Origin of the sequence: Gilvimarinus polysaccharolyticus, assembly GCF_001187555.1 — a bacterium.
GTDB lineage: Bacteria > Pseudomonadota > Gammaproteobacteria > Pseudomonadales > Cellvibrionaceae > Gilvimarinus > Gilvimarinus polysaccharolyticus.
In genome coordinates this window covers 1318259-1338521 of record NZ_LFIJ01000001.1, presented here as the reverse complement: position 1 = coordinate 1338521, position 20263 = coordinate 1318259, and the positions used below count along the sequence as shown (strand labels likewise).

Sequence of the window (20263 nt, the reverse complement as noted above, 5' to 3'; positions counted from 1 at the left end):
GCTGTGTTTTTAAACGCTGGGCGAATTAACCCCAGCGTTTAGCTTTCTTGACGCTCGACACGAATAGCGAGGACGTCGCAGCTGGCACCGTGCAGTACGCTGTTGGACGTGGATCCGAGTAACAAGGCAAAGCCTTTACGGCCGTGGCTGCCAACGGCAATTAAATCCGCTTCGATCTGCTTGGCTAAATAATGCAACTCGGTTGCCGGCTGGCCTAGCAGTACGTGCTCTTGTTCTACCGGGTAGTCGATATGACCAATAAGTCGCAGTAACTCTTGCTCGGCTTTGATTTGTAGTTGATCTTGCACTTCTGACAGATCGATGGGCATATCGCCACCGTAAGCAAATGTCAGTGGTTCGATAACGTGTGCCACCGTTAGTTTGGCACCACAGGCTTGGGCCAAGTTAATAGCTTTGCGTAATATATCTGAGCTCTCGCGGGTTAGGTCAAGCCCCACTAATATATGTTGATATGACGACATACCAAGCTCCTTGCTGCTCTACTCGTGATTAGTATCTTAAGCATGGATGATTTTTCTTAATTTCGCCAGTGAGTAATACCATGAACCCCATTGTCATTATTGTGATAGTACTTGTCGTTGCTATGATTGTTGGCCCGGTGACAATGATGCAACCTAGTCAATCTCAGCGTCGGCGCGAGAAATTACGACGTTACGCCCGCGAGGCCGGCCTATCGGTTAGGTTATTGCCGCCACCACAGTTGGCCACCGATACTCAGGCCCCCGCTGCGCTGCCGGTTTATTCTAAAGTGGTAGACGCTCATCACCTAAGCTGGACTTTGATGCGAGCGCGTTACGCACATGAAAGCCACCTGCGCCAGTGGTGGCAGTTTGTCGGGGCTAAGCCCCCTGAGCCGGTTCAACGTCAGATCGAGAATGCGTTGGATATGTTACCTAGCGGTGTTGTAGGTCTACGGGCAGGAGGGCGTCAGTTAGATATTTTTTGGCAAGAGCAGGGTGATGAACACGACCTTGAGCAATTGTTGAAGTGTATGGCTTGCCTCACTGCATAATATTTCATTAATCGGTTGGTGGGCTTTTTGTTGCGTCTTATATCTGGGGGGCGTAAAAAGTAATGCTACAGTTGTAAGTAGTAGCTGTTCGATCAAATGCGCTTACAGTAAGAAATCAGATTTTTTTCAATGTTTTTTTTATTGCGAATCTGATGTGCTCGTCACAGGTGCCTAAGAAACTGTTTGGGTTTCCTTGAAAAGCCAATAAAAACAAATGCTTATGTGTATTTTCTTGAGTCCTTTTTTATTGCTTGCAAGCTTGAATTAGCCCGGTGGTAGCCATATATATAGGCCAGCTTTGGCGCCGTTGACGAGTGTTCGTGCTTGACCGGACTGGACACAGGACTTATATATGCCCACCTTAAAGGCGTAATTTGCTCTTAATTAAGTGTGCCAGCGCCACCAGCACCCAAGTAGTTACCGTGACTTGGGTACCGACAGTTGCCGAAATAATGGAAGGAAAGTAGAGCGCTTATGGGTAAATCTTTGGTTATTGTAGAATCACCGGCTAAAGCGAAGACCATTAATAAATATCTGGGACGTGACTATATTGTTAAGTCCAGTGTTGGTCATATCCGCGATTTGCCCACCAGTGGCAGTGGCAAAAAAGTCGACCCCAAAGAGCGAGCTCGCCAAGCGGCCATCACTCGTAAACTGTCGCCCGAGGATAAAGCTCGCCATAAGGCCGAAAAAAGCCAACAACAGCTGATTAGTCGTATGGGGATTGATCCTACCCATGATTGGGCGGCGCATTACGAAATTCTACCCGGCAAAGAAAAAGTGGTTGCCGAGCTTCAACAGCTGGCTGCCGATGCCGACATTATCTATCTCGCGACGGATTTGGATCGCGAGGGAGAGGCGATTGCCTGGCACTTACGTGAAGCGATAGGGGGTGATGAAAGCCGCTATCGGCGCGTGGTGTTTAATGAAATCACTAAAACTGCCATTCAAAAAGCCTTTGAAAAACCCGGTCCGATTGATATAGATCGCGTAAATGCTCAGCAGGCGCGCCGTTTTTTGGATCGCGTGGTGGGTTACATGGTCTCGCCACTGTTATGGGCAAAAATAGCCCGAGGCCTCTCGGCTGGGCGAGTACAGTCTGTTGCGGCTAAGTTGGTGGTCGAGCGTGAACGGGAAATTCGCGCATTTGTTCCCGAGGAGTATTGGAACCTGTTTGCCGATTTAATTGCTAAAGGCGGCGATCAGATCCGTTTTGAAGTTAAAAAGCACGACGGTAAAGCGTTTCGGCCAAACAATGAAACCGACGCAATGGCAGCGGTTGCCAAGCTTAAAGACGCTAAGTTTAAGGTGGCGCAGCGTGAAGATAAGCCTACGCAATCTAAACCATCAGCCCCTTTTATTACCTCCACCCTACAGCAAGCTGCCAGCACTCGGTTAGGCTTTGGGGTTAAAAAGACCATGATGTTGGCGCAACGGTTGTACGAGGCGGGTTACATCACCTACATGCGTACCGACTCCACCAACCTCAGCAAAGAGGCGGTAGAGTCATGTCGTGACTATATACAAGAGACTTATGGCGATCGCTATTTGCCCGAGAGCGCGAAGAGCTATTCGAGCAAAGAGGGGGCGCAGGAGGCGCACGAAGCGATACGCCCCTCTAACGTTACCGTGCTTACCGCTCACCTTAATGGTATGGAGCGTGATGCAGAGCGTTTGTACACGCTTATTTGGTCGCAGTTTTTGGCCTGCCAGATGAGTAATGCCGAATACACCAGCACTTCGATTGTTATCGAAGCTGCCGATTTTGAGTTGCGTACTCGTGGCCGCGTTATTCGTTTTGATGGTTTTACTCGGGTAATGCCGCAAATCAGTAAAAAAGAAGAAGACGTAGTATTACCAGAGGTCAGCGTTGGCGATTTGTTGCCGCTTGAAAAGCTTGATCCATCGCAGCACTTTACCAAGCCTGTGGCGCGCTTCTCTGAAGCCAGTTTAGTAAAAGAGTTAGAAAAACAAGGTATTGGGCGACCGTCGACCTACGCTTCTATTATTTCGACTATTCAGGATCGCGGTTATGTGCGGCTTGAAAATCGCCGGTTTTACGCCGAAAAAATGGGCGATATTGTCACCGAGCGATTAAGCGAAAGTTTTGCCGATTTAATGAGCTATAGTTTTACCGCCAATATGGAGCAATCACTGGATGTGGTCGCTGAGGGCGGAAAGAATTGGCGCGAACTGTTGGATGAGTTCTACGCAGATTTTGTTGGCCAGCTACAGAAAGCTCAAGGCGAAGAGCCGGGCAGTATGCGTCATAACGATCCAACCAACACCGATGTTGAGTGCGAAAAATGCGGCAGGCCTATGCAAATACGCACCGGTTCAACGGGTGTTTTCTTAGGTTGTTCGGGTTACAGCTTACCGCCTAAAGAGCGCTGTAAGCACACGATGAACTTGGTGTCGGGCGATGAAGCGGTAGACGTAGAAAGTGATGAAGATGCAGAGTCTCGGCAATTGCGAGCCAAGCGACGCTGCAAGCTTTGTAATGCTGCGATGGATAATTACTTGCTTGACGAAAAACGCAAATTGCATATTTGCGGTAACAATCCCGATTGTGCCGGCTACGAAATAGAGCAGGGTACGTTTAAGCTAAAAGGCTACGAAGGTCCAACGCTTGAGTGTGATAAATGCGGCAGTGAAATGCAGTTAAAAACCGGCCGCTTTGGCAAGTATTTTGGTTGTATGAACGACGACTGTAAAAATACCCGCAAGCTGCTAAAAAGTGGTGAAGCGGCGCCACCGAAGATGGATCCGGTACCGATGCCCGAGCTTGCCTGCCAAAAAGTCGATGACACCTATATTTTGCGTGATGGTGCATCGGGCTTATTCTTGGCCGCCAGTGGTTTCCCTAAAAACCGTGAAACACGTGCGCCTTTGGTGGCAGAGATTCTACCTCACAAAAAAGAGATAGACCCTAAATATACCTTTTTGTTTTCGGCCCCCGTGGCTGACCCCGATGGTGTGCCTACAACGATTCGCTTTTCGCGAAAAACCAAAGAGCAGTATGTGCAATCTGAGGTGGACGGCAAGGCGAGTGGCTGGAAGGCGTTTTATCAAGGCGGCAAATGGGTGCCTAATAAGTAGGCCAATACGAGGTATACACAGTGGCTTCATTAACGGCGCAGGTTAACCGTCGACTCGCCAGCGCTCGGGTCATATTGACAGAGTTGGCAGCGGTACCCGAACGCCCGCCTTTTGCCGAGCAGGCTTTGCTTGAGGCGGGTTTGTTTCACCTGCGTTGTGGTTATACCCATTATTTGCGCGAACTGTGCGCTTATTATGGCGTTAAGTATGTCGCTGCCATTAATACTGAGGCCGAGGCGCGCAAAGCATTAGAGCTGCTTGATAAGCAGCCTGCCGAGCTTGCTGAGCTGCGTCAGTTAGCCGAGCGCCCAGACTCTTGGGTCAGCCAAGTAGTAGCCGGTTATCGGTCCTGCTGGGTGTCGGATTCTGCGGTTGCTGCACCTGAGATTGTTGCCGGGGCGGCGCCAAATAATTTGATTCCGACGCAACGGTTGGATGATGTGGTGCAGGTTCAGTTAACTCGCTCGAGCTTAGCCGAGTGGCTTGACGAAGCTCAGACTCTGATAATGCGGCATCGGCAGTCGTCTACCGAATGTTAAAAACTACCCCTCTCAAATTAATATGCGGTGTTGTTCTTTAGCGCAGTAAGTCTGCGTTTTGTGTTTATCTAAGCGCTCACAAAAGGTTTGTCGAGCTTACTTTTACCTCAATTGAAGCCTGTAGTTCTAGAGTTTGCTGGCTAATAAAAATACAGCCGTCGTTGTCGGTTTGTTGCTTGCGCATTTAATGCGCGGCTCAAAAGTGTTAGAATAACCTCAGATTATCCGGTTTAATCCATTAAATATTCGGGCCGTTGCCCGGCGGAGACTTCATGTCAGCCTCTTTGTATGAAATTGTTGAGCTATCTAATGGCGAGGTTGTATTGCAGCGCGCCGATGAAAATGGCGAACCTTTGGTGAGTATTCGGTTTTCGGCGGAATCACTTTCATTTATGCGCGATGGCAAATTTGATGTAGCAAAGGCGATGATCGAAGCGGGTATGGAAGTGGCCGGCGACTTAGCCGAGATGCCTTCAGACGACTGGGCAGAAGAGGCCGATATGGAGCTATACGGTAATCAAACCTTGCACTAGACCGGTTTGTCGGGGTGCTTCGTAGTCGTTTAGGCTATGTGCGTAGCAGTTCAGAGTTTATTGCCATTGGGCTGCTTTTTTGGTTAACCTTTCATCCATTATCTTGAAGTTTTAAGCTTGTTATTACAGCTTGCCATTTTGTGTATTTTATCTTTTTCACGCCAGTTCTACCCCTCCCTAGGTTGGCTTTCTCCTGAGTATCGTTGATTAGCGGTAGCGCAAAATCAATGCTTGGCTATTGCCGGCATAAGCGGCCTGCTCAAGGTGGCGTTCTTGTGCTTGGCTAAGGGTGCCGGGGCTAGCGATAACGGTATGGCTATTGCCAAGTTCTAACGCATCCCATGTAACCCATAATTGTTGCTCACTGTCACGACAGTGCACTTGGCGCAGCCGTAGTGGATCTATGCCAAAACTGATCAGTAGGGCCGCAGGTAGAGGCTCTGAGGTAACCCAGGTCAGCCAGCGTTGACTGTCTTGGCGGCACAAGTGGGCAACCATGGGTAATATCATACTCCAGCTGCTTGCGGCGCCGTGGGCTAAAACTAGCTCGGTGAGGCCTGCGTTATGGCTAGAAGCTTGCTCTAAGTTTTGCTGCTGTACCTGGGAGGCACTATTAAAATTACTCACGGCGAATTACTCCTACGCTTAAACCTTCGATGCTAAAACTCTGGTCGCGCAGATCAACGCGAATGACATCAAAATCGGGATTTTCGGGCCATAGCTCAACCTGAGCGTGGTTGCCTTCGCGTTTAAAGCGCTTAACGGTCACTTCATCCTCGATGCGGGCTACTACAATTTGGCCATTGCGAGCTTGATCGGTGCGGTGCACGGCAAGTAAATCGCCATCGAGGATGCCGGCGTTCTTCATGCTCATGCCCTGTACGCTCAGAAGGTAGTGAGCTTGCGGGCGAAAAAAGCTGGGCGGGATATCGCAGTAGCTCTCGATATGCTCTTGGGCGAGAATTGGGTTGCCGGCGGCAACACGCCCAACAATAGGCAGTCCTTCTTGCCCCTCGGGTAGCTTAATGCCGCGCGAGGCGCCAGGGATTAGTTCGATAGCGCCTTTGCGAGCAAGTGCCTTTATATGCTCTTCGGCGGCGTTGGCCGACTTGTAGCCGAGCATGCGGGCAATCTCTGCGCGGGTGGGTGGGTAGCCGGTTTCGTCGGAGTAGCTTTTTATTAACTCCAGAACCTGTTGTTGACGCGCCGTTAGGTTTTGCATATCGCTTACCTTGTGTCGTTGTGTGGTAATAGTGTTGTTGTATCGCAGCAATACGTATTCCGCTGGGTTAGCTTCACACTGTTTGATTGTACAGTATCTGTGATTATATACAGTTAATTCTACTGTGCAAGTATCCAGTTGTTATCGTGGCAAGCGCTAAGGCGGTTGGTTATACTGGCGGCTTAATAAATTTGATGCCGCAGGAGAAATATCGATGCAGCAGTTGCAAGGCTGGTACACAGCGCTGATTACTTATGAGCACCTATGGGTTCTTCAGGTGTTTACGGTAGTGCTGATAACCTTAATTACCGCCGCTTTAGCGCGGGTGATACTTAATTATGTGGTACGACATGCGGAAAAAACTCGCAACCGTTGGGATGACATATTAGCCGAGGCAGCGCTTAGGCCGCTGCGTTGTTTAATTTGGTTGGTGGGGCTATGTCTGGCCGCCGAGCTGGCGCAAGACGCTAGTGAGCAGTCGTTGTTAGACTTTGCCGATACTATCTTGCGTGTCGGTGTCGTGGTTTTACTGACTTGGTTCTTAGTACGACTGGTTAAGTACAGCGAGCGCAATTTTCTTGAGCCGCTCGAGGGTAAGCCTTCAGACCCAACGACAGTGATGGCTGTGGGTAAATTGTTGCGTATCGCTATCATCATTACCGCAGGTTTAGTCTTGCTGCAATCACTCGGGTATAGCATATCTGGGGTGTTGGCGTTTGGCGGTGTAGGCGGCATTGCCGTAGGTTTTGCGGCCAAAGACTTGCTGGCTAACTTCTTTGGCGGTTTGATGATCTATATGGATCGGCCATTTAAAGTGGGGGATTGGATTCGCTCTCCCGATCAGAATATCGAAGGTACTGTGGAAGAAATTGGCCTGCGCTTAACTCGTATTCGCACTTTCGATAAGCGCCCACTTTATGTGCCTAACCAAACATTTACCCAAATATCTGTCGAAAACCCCTCGCGCATGTATAACCGTCGTATCTACGAAACGATTGGTGTGCGTTATCAAGACGGAGATAAGGTGGTGGCAATTGTCGCGGATGTAAAGGCCATGTTGGAAGCCCACGATGAAATTGATACCACCCAAACCTTGATGGTTAACTTTAATGAGTTTGCGAGTTCATCATTAAACTTTTTTGTTTACACATTCACCAAAACCGTTAATTGGGCGCATTACCACGAAGTTAAGCAAGATGTATTGCTTAAGATTATGGCTATTGTTGAACGCCACGGTGCAGAGTGTGCCTTCCCAACACGGACACTGCATATACCCGATCAGTTGCAGATGGCGACACAAGCTGGCGCGGCTCAAGCATCACCGAGTATTGAGGCAGAGCGTTGAGCGACAACGCTGACGCAGACCGTCATTCACCGCTTGTCGCTGGCGCCGAGTGCTTATTAGATGCGGCGACTATACGTGCGGCTACAGCCGCACTGGGAGCCAGTATTAGTGCCGATTATGCCGAGCTGCAAGAGCCGTTAGTGGTGTTGCTGGTTATGAACGGTGCGGTCGTGTTTGGTGGTGATTTACTACCGGCGCTGGCGCTAGATGTTGAACTTGATTATGTTCACGCCAGTCGCTATCGCGACGATCAGGCAACCGATGCGCTTACTTGGCAGCGCCCGCCACCGGAGTCGGTGAGTGGGCGCGAGGTGTTATTGGTGGACGATATTTTAGACGCAGGCGTTACGCTTGCTGCGGTAGCCGAGCGCTGCTATCAACTTGGTGCCGTTAAGGTTCGCTCGGCTGTGTTGCTGCATAAACACACACCAACGCCGGCCGTTATAGCCGCCGATTATGTTGCCTTTGAGATCGCCGATCGGTATGTTTATGGTTGGGGGATGGACTATCGTGGTCGACTGCGTAATGCGCCGGGGATTTTTGCTCTGCCTTGTTGATCTCGGTTCGTTAGGCTGAGATCGTTACAAGGCTATGCCGTGTGGCATACTCGGTGGATCATTCTAATGATGAGCAAACAAGGCCACCGTGCCTCGTTAAGGATTAACTTCGCCAGGCACCATTGCAGGTATTGTTAGCTCTGTTGGCGACACTTGCAGTGAGCTTGGTTTGGGCGGCGTGTAGGGAAGAATCTTAATTAAAATCCCCATTCTTGGATGATCCAAATAATGCAGTTCATCGCTCCGCATTTTGCGTGTTTGTGTCATGGTGATAATTTCGCGCGGTACGTAAGGGGCCGCCAAGAAGTCGGTTAGTGCAGAATCTATATCGCTGCCATCGGCAAAATCAAATGCGCTTATCGTGCTCAACGCATCACTTTGACGACCCAATAAACTGTGGTTCGCGTAATCGTTAGTTTGTTGCTCTAAGCGCTTTTGTGGTTGTTGTGGTAGTGCCGGCCATTGGTTGCGGCTTTGTCCCGCATTGGTTTGAAACTGGCTTAGCCATAGGTTGGTGTTGATGTGCAAATAGCGCGATACATGAATCGTAACGCTGCCCTCAAGCTCGTTATGATCGCCAAAACTTTGGCCGCCAAATATTAAAATAGACGGTGAGTTGTTTTCATTGACAACGATCTGGCGCCAAGCTTCGTGAAACAAAACATTGAACCCCGCTTGGGCATTCAGCCGATCACTTGCAGCGTTTAGGTTGCGCGCATCTTTTGGTAGTTTATAAAACGGCGTGCGGTCCAGGTCGGGCTCTACTGCTTGCGTTTCTGCGCGGTCGATCGGCTCGTTAGATACAGCGTTTGGGTCGTGTAGTTGTTGCCAGTTAAGCGGGTAGTTTAGGTTGATGTCGTTAGGCCAGATCTCTACGCTGTTGTGCTGCGGACGACTGTAAACGATCATTTCAATTTGGTACCAGCCTTCAAATGTGCCCTGTGCAACGCAAAGGTTGCAGCTAAGCAATAAGGTGGTAAACAATGCGATGGCGCGTACTTTCATAATGTTATTCAGTTCCAGTGGTTAAGCGGCGCCGGGTCGGTTCACCGGGCGGCTTGATGTTATTGCTTGAGTCTAGCGTTTTTTACGCGTTGGTGTTAGTCGGCTTTAACATTTGCAGCAAATCATTTACGTGCTCTAGGCGAGCTTCGGCATCAATCATTGGCAGGGTAAATTTTAATAAATTGGCGCCTTCTAGGCGGAATACCCGTGGCTGATTTTGCACCAGCTGCACAATGTTGTATGGGTCTACGCTGGTCTCGGCTCCAAACTCTAGTTTGCCGCCACTGGCGGATGCCTCGAGCTTTTTGATGCCTAAACTTGCCGCTAGGAGTTTGATCTCGGTGACTCGCACTAGGTTTTTAACCGGTTCTGGCAAGAGTCCAAAGCGGTCAATCATCTCCACTTGCAGCTCGCGCAGCGCTTCATTGTTGCTGGCTCCGGCAAGGCGTTTGTACATCACCAAGCGCGAGTGAACATCGGGTAAGTAATCGTCGGGGATCAGGGCCGGCACGCGTAAATTGACGTCGGTATTGTCTTCTAACGGCTGATTTATATTGGGCTCTTTTCCGGCGCGCATGGCTTTTACCGCGCGATCGAGCATATCCATATACAGTGAGAAGCCAATCGTGTGAATCTGACCGCTCTGATCGTCGCCTAACAGCTCTCCTGCGCCGCGGATTTCCATGTCGTGGGTGGCCAGCGTAAATCCCGCGCCGAGGTCTTCGGCAGCGGCGATAGCCTCTAGGCGTTTGATCGAGTCGGCGGTCATGGCACGTCGTTCGGGGGTTAGCAAGTATGCGTAAGCTTGGTGGTGCGAGCGGCCCACACGACCGCGCAATTGGTGCAGTTGTGCCAAGCCAAATTTATCCGCGCGGTGAATAATAATGGTGTTGGCACTGGGGATGTCGATGCCAGTTTCGATGATCGTCGAGCACACCATGACGTTAAAGCGTTTGTGGTAAAAATCGGACATGACTTTTTCCAGCTCGCGCTCACGCATTTGACCGTGGCCGATACCGATGCGCGCCTCGGGCACTAACTCTTGCAGGGCGCGGGCTGTGCGCTCGATGCTTTTTACCTCGTTGTGCAAATAATAAACCTGACCGCCACGCAAAATTTCACGCAGTATCGCCTCTTTAATAACGGCGTCGTCGTGTTGTCGGGCAAACGTTTTCACCGATAGTCGCCGGGCCGGTGGCGTGGCAATAATCGATAAGTCGCGAATCCCTGCCATTGACATATTTAAGGTGCGCGGTATCGGCGTAGCGGTTAAGGTTAATATATCGACTTCAGCGCGAAGCTTTTTAAGCTGCTCTTTTTGCCGTACGCCAAAGCGATGTTCTTCGTCGATAATGAGCAGCCCGATATCTTTGTATTTAATGTCGGGCTGAATCAGCTTGTGGGTGCCTACGACAATATCCACTTTGCCGTCGGCTAAACGTGTTTTAACGTTTTCGACTTCTTTGGTGGTGCGAAACCGACTTAATACTTCTATCTCAAATGGCCAGCTGGCAAAGCGATCTTTAAGTGATTCGTAGTGCTGTTGGGCCAAGAGTGTGGTGGGGGCTAGTATCGCCACCTGTTTGCCAGCGTGGGCGGCGATAAAGGCCGCACGCATAGCGACTTCTGTTTTGCCAAATCCGACGTCACCACATACCAGCCGGTCCATGGGTTGCGGCGATAACATGTCTTTCACCACAGCTTCGATCGCGGTTTGTTGGTCTGGGGTTTCTTCAAACGGAAAGCCAGCCGAAAAACTTAGATAGTCGGCCTTGGGGTCGGCAAACGCCAAGCCTTTACGCGCGGCACGGCGTGCGTAAATATCCAAAAGCTCGGCGGCGGTATCGCGTACTTGCTCGGCAGCTTTGCGTTTAGCTTTTTGCCACAGCTCGGAGCCCAATCGGTGTAGCGGGGCGGTTTCTGCATCGGCGCCGCTGTAACGGCTAATCAGGTGCAGGCTGGTGACCGGAACATAAAGCTTTGTTTCGTCGGCGTACTCGAGCATTAAAAACTCGTTGGTCTCGCCTTCGACGCTAATGGTTTCTAGGCCGCGATAACGTCCCACGCCGTGATCGATATGGACCACGGGTGCTCCAACTTTAAGCTCTGTGAGGTTTTTGACGACGTTCTCGGCGTTGTCTTGGCCTTGGCGACGGCGTCGAGTTTGTTGGATTCGCTCGCCAAATAATTGCGATTCGGCAATCAGTGCGATCGAGCCATTAGCGATCACCAGGCCCTGATCAATAGCGCCAATGGTGATGCCGATACGTTCATCTGAGTCGGCAAAGTGCTGCCAGTTGTCGACGCTTACCGGTTTTACCCGAATACGGCCGAGCAGCTCTAATAGCGTTTCACGGCGCCCAGCGGACTCGGCACAAAACAGTACGCGGCCGTTAAATTGTAATAAAAAGGCCTCGATACTGGTCAGTGGGTTTTCGGCGTGGGCATGTATAGGCAGCGATGGCGGGATGCTTGAGTCAAAGTTGAACTGGCCGGCTTTGCTGGGAAGCTGTTCGGCGCTAATTTGGGTGCGGCTCATCGCTTTAAGGTTGGCAAACAATTCTTCTTCGCGTTGGTAGATCTCGTGCGGTGCTAACAAGGGGCGGGTGGGGTCGACCCCGCGTGATTCATAGCGCGCCCATAACTCTTGTAAAAATCGAGTGGCGGCACCTTGAATATCGCCTAGCGAGTAGATGACGGTATTGCTGGGTAAAAAATCAAACAGCGTGCTGCTGTGGTCAAAAAATAACGGCAAGTAGTACTCAATGCCGGGCGGTGCAATGCCATCGCTGACGTCGCGGTAAGTTGAGCAGGCGCTGGGGTCGACATCAAACCGCTGGTGCCAGCGATTTTTAAAATGGCTGATAGCGGCTTTATCGAGCGGGTATTCCCGAGCCGGCAGCAGCTCTAGGTTGTCAAGTTTGTCTTGAGTTAACTGCGTGTCTGGATCAAACGTTCGCAGAGAGTCGATTTCATCATCAAAGAGATCTATACGCAGGGGCAGGTCGCTGCCCATGGGGAAAATATCAATCAGCGCGCCGCGCACCGCAAATTCACCATGCTCGTATACTGTGTCTACCACACGGTAACCGGCTTGAATAAGGTTGCCGCGTAAAGTAGTAAGGTCCAGCGTCTCGCCGACTTGCAATAACAAGCTGTTTTGCACCAAATAATCTTTGGGCATCAGTCGCTGCAGCAGGCTGGTAACCGGCACGACTAATATACCGTGGTGTGTGCTGGGTAAATGATATAGGGTGCGCAGGCGCTCAGAGATAATATCTTGATGTGGGGAGATCGTGTCGTAGGGCAGGGTTTCCCAATCGGCCAAGTGTAAAATATTAAGTTCGGCGCCGGCAAAAAAACGCAGCTCGATCTCCAGCCGCTGGGCACTGGCGGTGTCGCTGGTAATCGCTAAACTTAATCCCGGATGTTGTTGTGCCGCCGATGCAAGGGTCAGCGCTTGCGCTGCACCATAAAGGTGCCCCCAGTGGCGGCGTTCGCCGGGGCGATCGGTGATGTCAGGGTGGCGAGGATCAAGTTGAGTCATAACGGTTTTGTGCTTGCTGCTTGTGTGTAAGGGTTGGCTGCTGCGCGAGCGTGAGGCGGGCATTGTACCCGTTTTTTTGCGCTCTGTAGGTGACGCTTATCCCCAGAGCCGGCCGTTTTAAGCAAAGATGCGCTAAAAATGTGTCGCGCCACTAGTCATCAGCGGCCTTGATCTTTATAATTGCCGCGATTTTTTAGTAGGTTCCGGTTTGTTCTTTTGCGTCAAAATCTGCTTTTATCTTCATAGGTAAGGCAGTTTTTAATGGTAATGCCTCAAATGAGCTCCTTGCAGGTTAGTGCCTGCAGCAATGGATGCACCAAACCGGGCCGCAACAATCAATAAACTTCAAGCAATAGAAGTGGTTGGCGCACAGTCAACACCGCGACATGGCGGCTCAGCGATTGGGTCGTACTACTTATTAATCCAACGAGTGATTAGGCAGAGACGTATGATAAAGATTCGTCGGGGATTGGATTTACCTATATCCGGTGCGCCCGAGCAGGCGATCGCTGATGGGCCCGCGGCCCGCTCTGTGGCCTTAGTTGGCCCAGATTATCACGGCATGAAGCCAACTATGGCGGTAGCCGTAGGTGATAAGGTTAAGCTCGGACAACTGTTGTTTACCGATAAAAAAACCGAAGGCGTGCGTTATACCGCACCGGCCGCGGGTACTGTAGCTGCGATTCATCGCGGCGAGCGCCGTGTGCTGCAATCGGTTGTGATTGATGTTGAGGGCGACGAGTCTGAAACATTTAGTGCCTTGAGCGATGCTGAGCTGAGTGCGGCTAGCGCCGAGAGCCTGTGCAAGCTGCTCAATGAGGCTGGCTTGTGGACTGCTTTGCGCACCCGCCCTTACAGTAAGGTTCCAGCCCTCGATAGCGCACCCCATGCGATATTCGTTGCAGCCATGGATACCAATCCGTTAGCCGCTGATCCACAGATTGTTTTGCAAGAGCGCGCCGATGATTTTGTTACCGGCTTAAAAGTTCTGGCTCGGTTAACCGAGGGCAAAGTTTATATCTCCAAAGCACCGGGTGCCGATATTCCAGTCGCCACTGGCGAGCAATTCTCGGTGAATGAATTTGGTGGTGTGCATCCAGCTGGCAATGTGGGCACTCATATCCATTGCTTGGATGCCGTTAGTGCAAGCAAAACCGTTTGGTCAATTAACTACCAAGACGTAGCCGCATTTGGTGCGTTTGTGAGCACCGGCCAAATCGATACTCGCCGAGTAGTCGCATTGGCTGGCCCCGCTGTTAACCAGCCCCGCTTAGTTCGTACTCGTATTGGTGCAAGCCTAGAAGAGCTAACCGCTGATGAATTAATTGGCGATGGCAATCGAGTTATATCTGGCTCGGTATTCGGTGGTCGCACGGCGACTGGGTCTTACGCCTATTTGGGACGTTACCATACTCAAGTTAGTGTACTTAAAGAGGGTGATGATCGCCCGATGCTGCATTACTTGCGTCCCGGTGCTAATTTGTTTTCTGTAATGGGTATCTATCTGTCCAAGTTGATGCCAGCAAAACGCTTTGGCTTTACCACTACTACTAATGGTAGTGAGCGCGCCATGGTGCCGGTAGGCAGCTACGAAAAAGTCATGCCGTTGGACATATTACCCACGCAGTTGTTGCGTGCGTTAATTGTGGGTGATGGTGAGACGGCGCAGCAGCTAGGTTGCCTAGAGCTCGATGAAGAAGATCTGGCGTTGTGTACGTTTGTCTGCCCGGGTAAGTACGAATATGGCCCGATCTTGCGCGACAACCTCACCATGATCGAGCGAGAGGGCTAACCATGAAAGCATTACGAAATTTCCTTGATAAAATCGAGCCAAACTTTCACAAGGGCGGCAAGCACGAAAAATGGTATGCCTTGTACGAGGCGATTGATACCGTTTTTTATCGTCCTGCCGATGTGACGAAAACCACCTCTCACGTACGCGATGGCATCGACCTTAAACGCATCATGATCACCGTGTGGATGTGTACCTTCCCTGCGATGTTTTTTGGTATGTACAACGTCGGCCATAACGCCAATATAATTTTGGCTGATATTGGTATGGCGGGTGCCGAAGGCTGGCGTATCGCGCTTATCTCATCTATTGCCGGCTTTGATCCCAACAGTATTTGGGATTGCTTGGTACACGGCGCGGCGTACTTTCTTCCTATCTATGCTGTGGTGTTTATCGTCGGCGGTTTTTGGGAAGTCTTATTCGCCATGGTTCGCGGACACGAAGTTAACGAAGGTTTCTTTGTTACCTCGATACTTTTTGCCCTAATTTGCCCGCCAGACTTACCGTTACTGTACGCAGCCCTGGGTATTAGTTTTGGTGTTGTGTTGGGTAAAGAGGTGTTTGGCGGTACCGGTAAAAACTTCTTAAACCCTGCATTAACGGGTCGTGCATTTTTGTTCTTTGCTTACCCCGCGAGCATGTCGGGCGATACCGTATGGACTGCTGTTGATGGTTACACCGGCGCGACTGCGTTATCGGTTGTGGCACAAGATGGCTTGGCCGCACTGGAAAGTCAGTTGAGCTGGATGGATGCCTTCTTAGGCTTTATGCAGGGCAGTATCGGTGAGACTTCAACCTTAGCCATTTTTATTGGTGGCGCTGTGCTGTTGGTTATGGGGATTGCTTCCTGGCGTATTGTGGCCGGCGTAATGCTGGGTATGATCGCGACCGCTTTACTGTTTAACTTTACCGGCGATGCAACTTCTAACCCCGCTATGGCAATGCCTTGGTATTGGCACATGGTTGTGGGTGGTTTTGCCTTCGGTATGATCTTTATGGCAACAGATCCTGTTTCTGCCTCTATGACCGATACCGGTAAATACTGGTTTGGTGCTTTGATTGGCTTTATGGTGATCATTATTCGGGTCGTAAACCCCGCCTTCCCAGAAGGCATGATGTTGGCAATTTTGTTTGCTAACTTGTTTGCTCCGTTGATTGATTACTTAGTAGTTCGCGCAAATATCAAGCGGAGGTTGGCACGTGGCTAGTAATGATTCCATTAAGAAAACAATCATAGTAACGCTGTTGCTGTGTATTGTCTGTTCAGTGGTAGTGTCCACCGCGGCGGTACTTCTGCGCCCAATTCAAGACGTTAATAAGTCGTTGGATTTTAAACGCAACATTCTTGCGGCGGCCGGTTTGTTAGAAAAAACCGATAAAGCCAGTGTCGAGAGTCTATTTGAATCTCGCGTTAGCACGCAGGTTGTAGATTTAGCAACGGGCAAGTTCACAGAAGCGGTTGAGCCTGCTAATTACGATCAGCGCAAAGCCAGTAAAGATCCGTCGCGTTCGATAGATCTAAACGCGGATGAAGACATCGCCAAAATCTCTCGTCGTGAAGAGTACGCACTGGTGTACTTGATCGAGGGCGACGCGGGTCTAGAGACTCTAGTGTTACCGGTTCGTGGTTACGGCTTGTGGTCGACCTTGTATGGCTTTTTAGCGTTGGACTCTGATTTAAATACCGTTAGAGGTTTGGGCTTTTATGAGCACGGAGAAACACCCGGGCTTGGTGGTGAGGTTGATAACCCCGCCTGGAAAGCGCAGTGGGAAGGCAAGCAAGCTTATGATGACGCAGGCGAAGTTGAGCTGACGGTTATTAAAGGCAAAGTTGACCCGCAATCTAAAAATGCAGATCACCAAGTTGATGGCTTGTCGGGTGCAACTCTGACCAGTCGTGGCGTGGCGAATCTGATTCATTTTTGGCTGGGTGAAGATGGCTACAAGCCCTTCCTCACAAATCTGAAGAACGGGGAGGCTTGATTCCATGAAACTTAAAGAGCTTTTGTTTGCGCCGATATTCTCCAATAACCCAATTGCATTGCAAATTTTGGGTATTTGTTCGGCCTTGGCTGTAACCAGCAAACTGTCAGTTACAGTGGTTATGTGTATTGCACTAACTACGGTAACGGCGTTTTCTAACCTGTTTGTATCGTTAATACGTAATCATGCTCCGAGCAGTATTCGTATCATTGTACAAATGACCATTATTGCCTCTTTGGTGATCGTAGTTGATCAGTTCCTGAAGGCTTACGCCTTTGAGATCAGTAAGCAGCTGTCGGTATTTGTTGGTTTGATTATCACCAACTGTATCGTTATGGGCCGTGCCGAAGCATTCGCCATGAAAAACCCACCCATCGCCAGCTTTTTAGATGGCGTTGGTAACGGTTTGGGCTACAGCGCTATGTTGTTGGCTTTGGCGTTTGTTCGCGAGTTGTTAGGTTCTGGTAGCTTGTTTGGTACGCAGTTATTACCGCTGGCAACAGAGGGTGGCTGGTACACGCCAAACGGTTTGTTATTGTTGCCACCTAGCGCCTTCTTTTTGATTGGTTTGTTCATCTGGGGCTTACGCTCTTGGAAGAAAGATCAAGTTGAGCGCGCCGATTTTAAAATAGCCCCTAACACCAAGCCGCAAGCTAAGGAGGCCTGATCATGGAAGCGTATTTAAGCTTATTTGTAAGGTCGATTTTTATCGACAATATGGCCCTAGCATTTTTCTTGGGCATGTGTACCTTGCTGGCGGTATCGAAAAAAATCGGTGCAGCGTTTGGTTTGGGTATTGCTGTTATTGTGGTGCAAACGATAACTGTGCCCGTGAATAACTTGCTGTACACCTACGTGTTAGCCGATGGCGCCTTGGCGTGGGCGGGTTTACCCAATACAGATCTAAGCTTTTTGGGGCTGATTTCTTACATTGGTGTCATTGCCGCACTGGTCCAGATTCTAGAAATGGTGCTCGATAAATACGTTCCAGCGCTGTACAACGCACTCGGTGTGTTTTTGCCGCTTATTACTGTTAACTGCGCCATCTTAGGTGGTTCGCTGTTTATGGTAGAGCGCGATTACAACTTTGGTGAAAGTGTTGTATTTGGTGTTGGCTCTGGTGTCGGTTGGGCGTTAGCCATTACCGCACTGGCCGGTATTCGCGAGAAAATGAAATACAGTGATGTGCCTGAAGGGCTTCGTGGCCTGGGTATTACTTTTATTACCGTGGGCCTGATGTCGCTTGGCTTTATGTCATTCGGCGGCATTGATCTGTAATCAGCGAGGATTCACATGAACGAAATTATTCTTGGCGTAGTCATGTTTACGGTCATCGTGCTAGTGCTGGTGGTTGTAATTTTGAGCGCACGCGCAAAACTCGTATCGACAGGTGATGTCACCATCGATATTAACGGTGAGAAAAAGCTTACTGTACCCGCCGGTGGAAAGTTGCTGCAAACATTGTCGGGCGCAGGCTTATACCTGCCATCGGCTTGTGGCGGCGGTGGCACCTGTGCCCAATGTCGCTGTGTGGTGACCGATGGTGGTGGCTCTATGTTGCCCACCGAAGAAAGTCACTTTACCAAGCGTGAGGCGCAAGAGGGATGGCGCTTATCCTGTCAAACTCCGGTTAAACAGGATATGGTTGTTGAAGTGCCAGAAGATGTCTTTGGTGTAAAACAATGGGAGTGTACTGTTGAGTCCAATCCCAATGTGGCCACCTTTATTAAAGAGCTGACATTAAAGCTACCCGAAGGCGAAAACGTAGATTTCCGTGCCGGTGGTTATGTGCAGCTTGAGTGTCCGGCTTACCACATTAAGTTCTCTGATTTTGATATCGAAGAGCAGTTTCGTGGTGATTGGGAGCACTTTGGTTTCTTTAAACTTGAAACTAAAAACCCCGAGCCTGTACAGCGCGCTTACTCGATGGCGAATTACCCCGAAGAACGAGGCTTGGTTAAGTTCAATATTCGTATTGCGACTCCACCTCCGCGCTCTACGGATATTCAGCCAGGCATTATGTCGACCTATGTCTTTAACCTGAAGCCGGGTGACAAAATCACCGTATTTGGGCCATTTGGTGAGTTTTTTGCCAAAGATACCGATGCCGAGATGGTGTTTGTGGGTGGCGGTGCGGGTATGGCGCCTATGCGTTCGCACATTTTTGATCAGCTCAAACGTCTTAACTCGACGCGTAAAATATCTTTTTGGTACGGTGCGCGCTCATTAAAAGAGCTGTTTTACAAAGAAGATTACGACATGCTAGCCCGTGAGAACGACAACTTCACTTGGCACGTAGCTATGTCTGATCCGCAGCCCGAAGATAACTGGGAAGGTTTGACAGGTTTTATTCACAACGTACTGTTTGAAGAATACCTAAAAACACACCCAGCCCCAGAAGATTGTGAGTTTTACATGTGTGGGCCGCCAATGATGAACGCGGCGGTTATTAAATTGCTCCACGATCTAGGCGTCGAAGATGAAAACATTATGCTGGATGACTTTGGTGGTTAAACGCAAAATACCAACGCCTAACATAATGATAATAAAAAAGGGGCTGGCATTGTTGTCAGCCTCTTTTTTGTTTTTATGCCTGCTGATAAGCGGTTGTTCGCCCAGCAGTACAGGGCGCCCGAGTATAAAATTCTCGGGAAAAACTATGGGCACGGATTACCATATTACCGTGGTAGGGCCGGTGTCAGGTGAGTTTGATATTAATGTCGAGCCGTTGCAGCAGGCGGTTGAAGAGCAGTTGCAGCTTATCAATCAGATGATGTCGACGTACATCAGTGACTCTGAGCTAATGCGCTTTAATAGCGTTGCTGTAAACGAATGGGTGGAGCTATCTGAGCCGGTGATGGAGGTGCTCAATATTAGCGAGGATATCAGTCAGCGCTCTAATGGCGCCTTTGATATTACCGTTGGTCCGCTGGTAAATCTGTGGGGTTTTGGCCCCGAGATGAAGCCAGATCAAGTGCCAGATGCTGACGCCTTAGCTGCGGCATTGGCTCGCACTGGGCACAAACATCTGCAACTGGATGTCAATCGTGCACGTCGCACTGCTGATATAGGTGTTGATTTATCGGCGGTGGCAAAAGGTTACGGCGTCGACTGGATTGCAAACTTTTTGGCCGATCGTGGCTTTGATAATTTTATGGTCGAAATCGGTGGTGAGGTTCGTGTTGTGGGCCAAAGCCCGCGCAGCACTCCTTGGCGTATTGCCATCGAGCAGCCTTCGGTGTTGGCCGGTGGTGCTAGGTTAGCGTTAAGTGTGGATAACCACGCAGTGGCAACCTCGGGCGATTACCGTAATTATTTTGAAGTCGATGGCGTGCGCTATTCGCACACCATTGATCCGGTAACAGGCCGGCCGATTAAGCATAACTTGGCCTCGGTAACCGTGGTGGCTGAGACCGCCGCAAGGGCCGATGCTTGGGCTACTGCGTTAAATGTGTTGGGGCCTAAAAAAGGTATGGAGCTGGCCAATGCCGAGCAGCTCGCGGTGTATATGATCGTCAAAACAAAAGACGGGTTTGTTGATAGCCAGTCGGTAACTTTTTCACAATTGTTGCACTAATCGGTAACTGCGGTGCAGCACGGGAGGGTAA

At 50.1% G+C, this 20263-nt stretch carries 18 protein-coding genes; 13 read left to right on the top strand and 5 right to left on the bottom strand.

The window, feature by feature from the left end:
* Positions 1-38: 38 nt before the first annotated feature.
* Positions 39-482, bottom strand: a complete 444-nt coding sequence (locus GILYN3_RS05720; protein WP_049721952.1) for a universal stress protein — start codon at positions 480-482, stop codon at positions 39-41.
* Between the two features lie 80 nt (positions 483-562).
* Here GILYN3_RS05720 and GILYN3_RS05715 point away from each other — a divergent pair, with 80 nt between their 5' ends.
* The 4 genes from GILYN3_RS05715 to GILYN3_RS05700 all read left to right on the top strand — a co-directional run bounded on the left by GILYN3_RS05715 (position 563) and on the right by GILYN3_RS05700 (position 5204).
* Complete coding sequence (locus GILYN3_RS05715; RefSeq protein WP_049721951.1) at positions 563-1033, top strand: hypothetical protein; 471 nt, start codon at positions 563-565, stop codon at positions 1031-1033.
* Positions 1034-1507: 474 nt separating this feature from the next.
* The gene (gene topA / locus GILYN3_RS05710) at positions 1508-4132 is read left to right on the top strand and encodes a type I DNA topoisomerase (RefSeq protein ID WP_049721950.1); all 2625 of its coding nucleotides are present in this window, start codon (positions 1508-1510) and stop codon (positions 4130-4132) included.
* Between the two features lie 20 nt (positions 4133-4152).
* Positions 4153-4671: a DUF6586 family protein gene (locus GILYN3_RS05705; protein WP_049721949.1), complete on the top strand. Its 519-nt coding sequence runs from the start codon at positions 4153-4155 to the stop codon at positions 4669-4671.
* A gap of 272 nt (positions 4672-4943) precedes the next feature.
* Positions 4944-5204, top strand: coding sequence for a hypothetical protein (locus GILYN3_RS05700; protein WP_049721948.1), 261 nt, complete (start codon positions 4944-4946; stop codon positions 5202-5204).
* Positions 5205-5411: 207 nt separating this feature from the next.
* Here the strand turns inward: GILYN3_RS05700 and GILYN3_RS05695 are convergent, their stop codons facing one another.
* Complete coding sequence (locus GILYN3_RS05695) at positions 5412-5831, bottom strand: hypothetical protein (RefSeq protein ID WP_049721947.1); 420 nt, start codon at positions 5829-5831, stop codon at positions 5412-5414.
* Complete coding sequence (gene lexA / locus GILYN3_RS05690) at positions 5824-6426, bottom strand: transcriptional repressor LexA (protein ID WP_049721946.1); 603 nt, start codon at positions 6424-6426, stop codon at positions 5824-5826. The genes GILYN3_RS05695 and lexA overlap by 8 nt, the downstream gene beginning before the upstream one ends.
* A gap of 214 nt (positions 6427-6640) precedes the next feature.
* Here lexA and GILYN3_RS05685 point away from each other — a divergent pair, with 214 nt between their 5' ends.
* Both GILYN3_RS05685 and GILYN3_RS05680 read left to right on the top strand, forming a co-directional pair.
* A complete protein-coding gene (locus GILYN3_RS05685; protein WP_049721945.1) occupies positions 6641-7771 on the top strand; it encodes a mechanosensitive ion channel family protein in 1131 nt (376 codons plus the stop codon).
* Positions 7768-8328 (top strand): hypoxanthine-guanine phosphoribosyltransferase, encoded by a 561-nt coding sequence (locus GILYN3_RS05680; protein ID WP_049721944.1) that lies wholly within the window; start codon positions 7768-7770, stop codon positions 8326-8328. Before GILYN3_RS05685 ends, GILYN3_RS05680 begins: the two co-directional genes overlap by 4 nt.
* Positions 8329-8424: 96 nt before the next feature.
* Here the strand turns inward: GILYN3_RS05680 and GILYN3_RS05675 are convergent, their stop codons facing one another.
* A complete protein-coding gene (locus GILYN3_RS05675) occupies positions 8425-9333 on the bottom strand; it encodes a peptidoglycan binding protein CsiV (RefSeq protein WP_049721943.1) in 909 nt (302 codons plus the stop codon).
* Between the two features lie 82 nt (positions 9334-9415).
* Positions 9416-12880 carry a transcription-repair coupling factor gene (gene mfd / locus GILYN3_RS05670; protein WP_049722580.1) on the bottom strand — a complete coding sequence of 1155 codons (3465 nt, stop codon included), beginning with the start codon at positions 12878-12880 and terminating at the stop codon, positions 9416-9418.
* A 448-nt stretch (positions 12881-13328) separates the two neighbouring features.
* On the opposite strand from mfd, the gene GILYN3_RS05665 reads away from it, so the two are divergent.
* The 7 genes from GILYN3_RS05665 (at position 13329) to GILYN3_RS05635 (ending at position 20232) form a co-directional block, all read left to right on the top strand.
* The gene (locus tag GILYN3_RS05665) at positions 13329-14672 is read left to right on the top strand and encodes a Na(+)-translocating NADH-quinone reductase subunit A (protein WP_049721942.1); all 1344 of its coding nucleotides are present in this window, start codon (positions 13329-13331) and stop codon (positions 14670-14672) included.
* A 2-nt stretch (positions 14673-14674) separates the two neighbouring features.
* Complete coding sequence (locus GILYN3_RS05660) at positions 14675-15880, top strand: NADH:ubiquinone reductase (Na(+)-transporting) subunit B (protein WP_049721941.1); 1206 nt, start codon at positions 14675-14677, stop codon at positions 15878-15880.
* Positions 15873-16655 (top strand): Na(+)-translocating NADH-quinone reductase subunit C, encoded by a 783-nt coding sequence (locus GILYN3_RS05655; protein ID WP_049721940.1) that lies wholly within the window; start codon positions 15873-15875, stop codon positions 16653-16655. Before GILYN3_RS05660 ends, GILYN3_RS05655 begins: the two co-directional genes overlap by 8 nt.
* A 4-nt stretch (positions 16656-16659) precedes the next feature.
* Positions 16660-17322 carry an NADH:ubiquinone reductase (Na(+)-transporting) subunit D gene (locus GILYN3_RS05650; RefSeq protein WP_049721939.1) on the top strand — a complete coding sequence of 221 codons (663 nt, stop codon included), beginning with the start codon at positions 16660-16662 and terminating at the stop codon, positions 17320-17322.
* 2 nt (positions 17323-17324) lie between these two features.
* The gene (gene nqrE / locus GILYN3_RS05645; protein ID WP_049721938.1) at positions 17325-17933 is read left to right on the top strand and encodes an NADH:ubiquinone reductase (Na(+)-transporting) subunit E; all 609 of its coding nucleotides are present in this window, start codon (positions 17325-17327) and stop codon (positions 17931-17933) included.
* A gap of 15 nt (positions 17934-17948) precedes the next feature.
* On the top strand, positions 17949-19169 hold the full coding sequence (gene nqrF / locus GILYN3_RS05640; RefSeq protein ID WP_049721937.1) for an NADH:ubiquinone reductase (Na(+)-transporting) subunit F: 1221 nt from the start codon (positions 17949-17951) through the stop codon (positions 19167-19169).
* 145 nt (positions 19170-19314) lie between these two features.
* Positions 19315-20232 (top strand): FAD:protein FMN transferase, encoded by a 918-nt coding sequence (locus GILYN3_RS05635; protein WP_232305511.1) that lies wholly within the window; start codon positions 19315-19317, stop codon positions 20230-20232.
* Positions 20233-20263 lie beyond the last annotated feature (31 nt).

What these genes read in the sequence shown, in the direction of transcription:
- GILYN3_RS05720 (WP_049721952.1), bottom strand. Translation starts at nt 482, where the DNA reads ATGTCGTCATATCAACATATATTAGTGGGGCTTGACCTAACCCGCGAG.
- GILYN3_RS05635 (WP_232305511.1), top strand. Translation starts at nt 19,315, where the DNA reads ATGGGCACGGATTACCATATTACCGTGGTAGGGCCGGTGTCAGGTGAG.
- GILYN3_RS05675 (WP_049721943.1), bottom strand. Translation starts at nt 9,333, where the DNA reads ATGAAAGTACGCGCCATCGCATTGTTTACCACCTTATTGCTTAGCTGC.
- GILYN3_RS05660 (WP_049721941.1), top strand. Translation starts at nt 14,675, where the DNA reads ATGAAAGCATTACGAAATTTCCTTGATAAAATCGAGCCAAACTTTCAC.
- mfd (WP_049722580.1), bottom strand. Translation starts at nt 12,880, where the DNA reads ATGACTCAACTTGATCCTCGCCACCCTGACATCACCGATCGCCCCGGC.
- GILYN3_RS05700 (WP_049721948.1), top strand. Translation starts at nt 4,944, where the DNA reads ATGTCAGCCTCTTTGTATGAAATTGTTGAGCTATCTAATGGCGAGGTT.
- nqrE (WP_049721938.1), top strand. Translation starts at nt 17,325, where the DNA reads ATGGAAGCGTATTTAAGCTTATTTGTAAGGTCGATTTTTATCGACAAT.
- GILYN3_RS05685 (WP_049721945.1), top strand. Translation starts at nt 6,641, where the DNA reads ATGCAGCAGTTGCAAGGCTGGTACACAGCGCTGATTACTTATGAGCAC.
- nqrF (WP_049721937.1), top strand. Translation starts at nt 17,949, where the DNA reads ATGAACGAAATTATTCTTGGCGTAGTCATGTTTACGGTCATCGTGCTA.
- GILYN3_RS05715 (WP_049721951.1), top strand. Translation starts at nt 563, where the DNA reads ATGAACCCCATTGTCATTATTGTGATAGTACTTGTCGTTGCTATGATT.
- topA (WP_049721950.1), top strand. Translation starts at nt 1,508, where the DNA reads ATGGGTAAATCTTTGGTTATTGTAGAATCACCGGCTAAAGCGAAGACC.
- lexA (WP_049721946.1), bottom strand. Translation starts at nt 6,426, where the DNA reads ATGCAAAACCTAACGGCGCGTCAACAACAGGTTCTGGAGTTAATAAAA.
- GILYN3_RS05650 (WP_049721939.1), top strand. Translation starts at nt 16,660, where the DNA reads ATGAAACTTAAAGAGCTTTTGTTTGCGCCGATATTCTCCAATAACCCA.
- GILYN3_RS05665 (WP_049721942.1), top strand. Translation starts at nt 13,329, where the DNA reads ATGATAAAGATTCGTCGGGGATTGGATTTACCTATATCCGGTGCGCCC.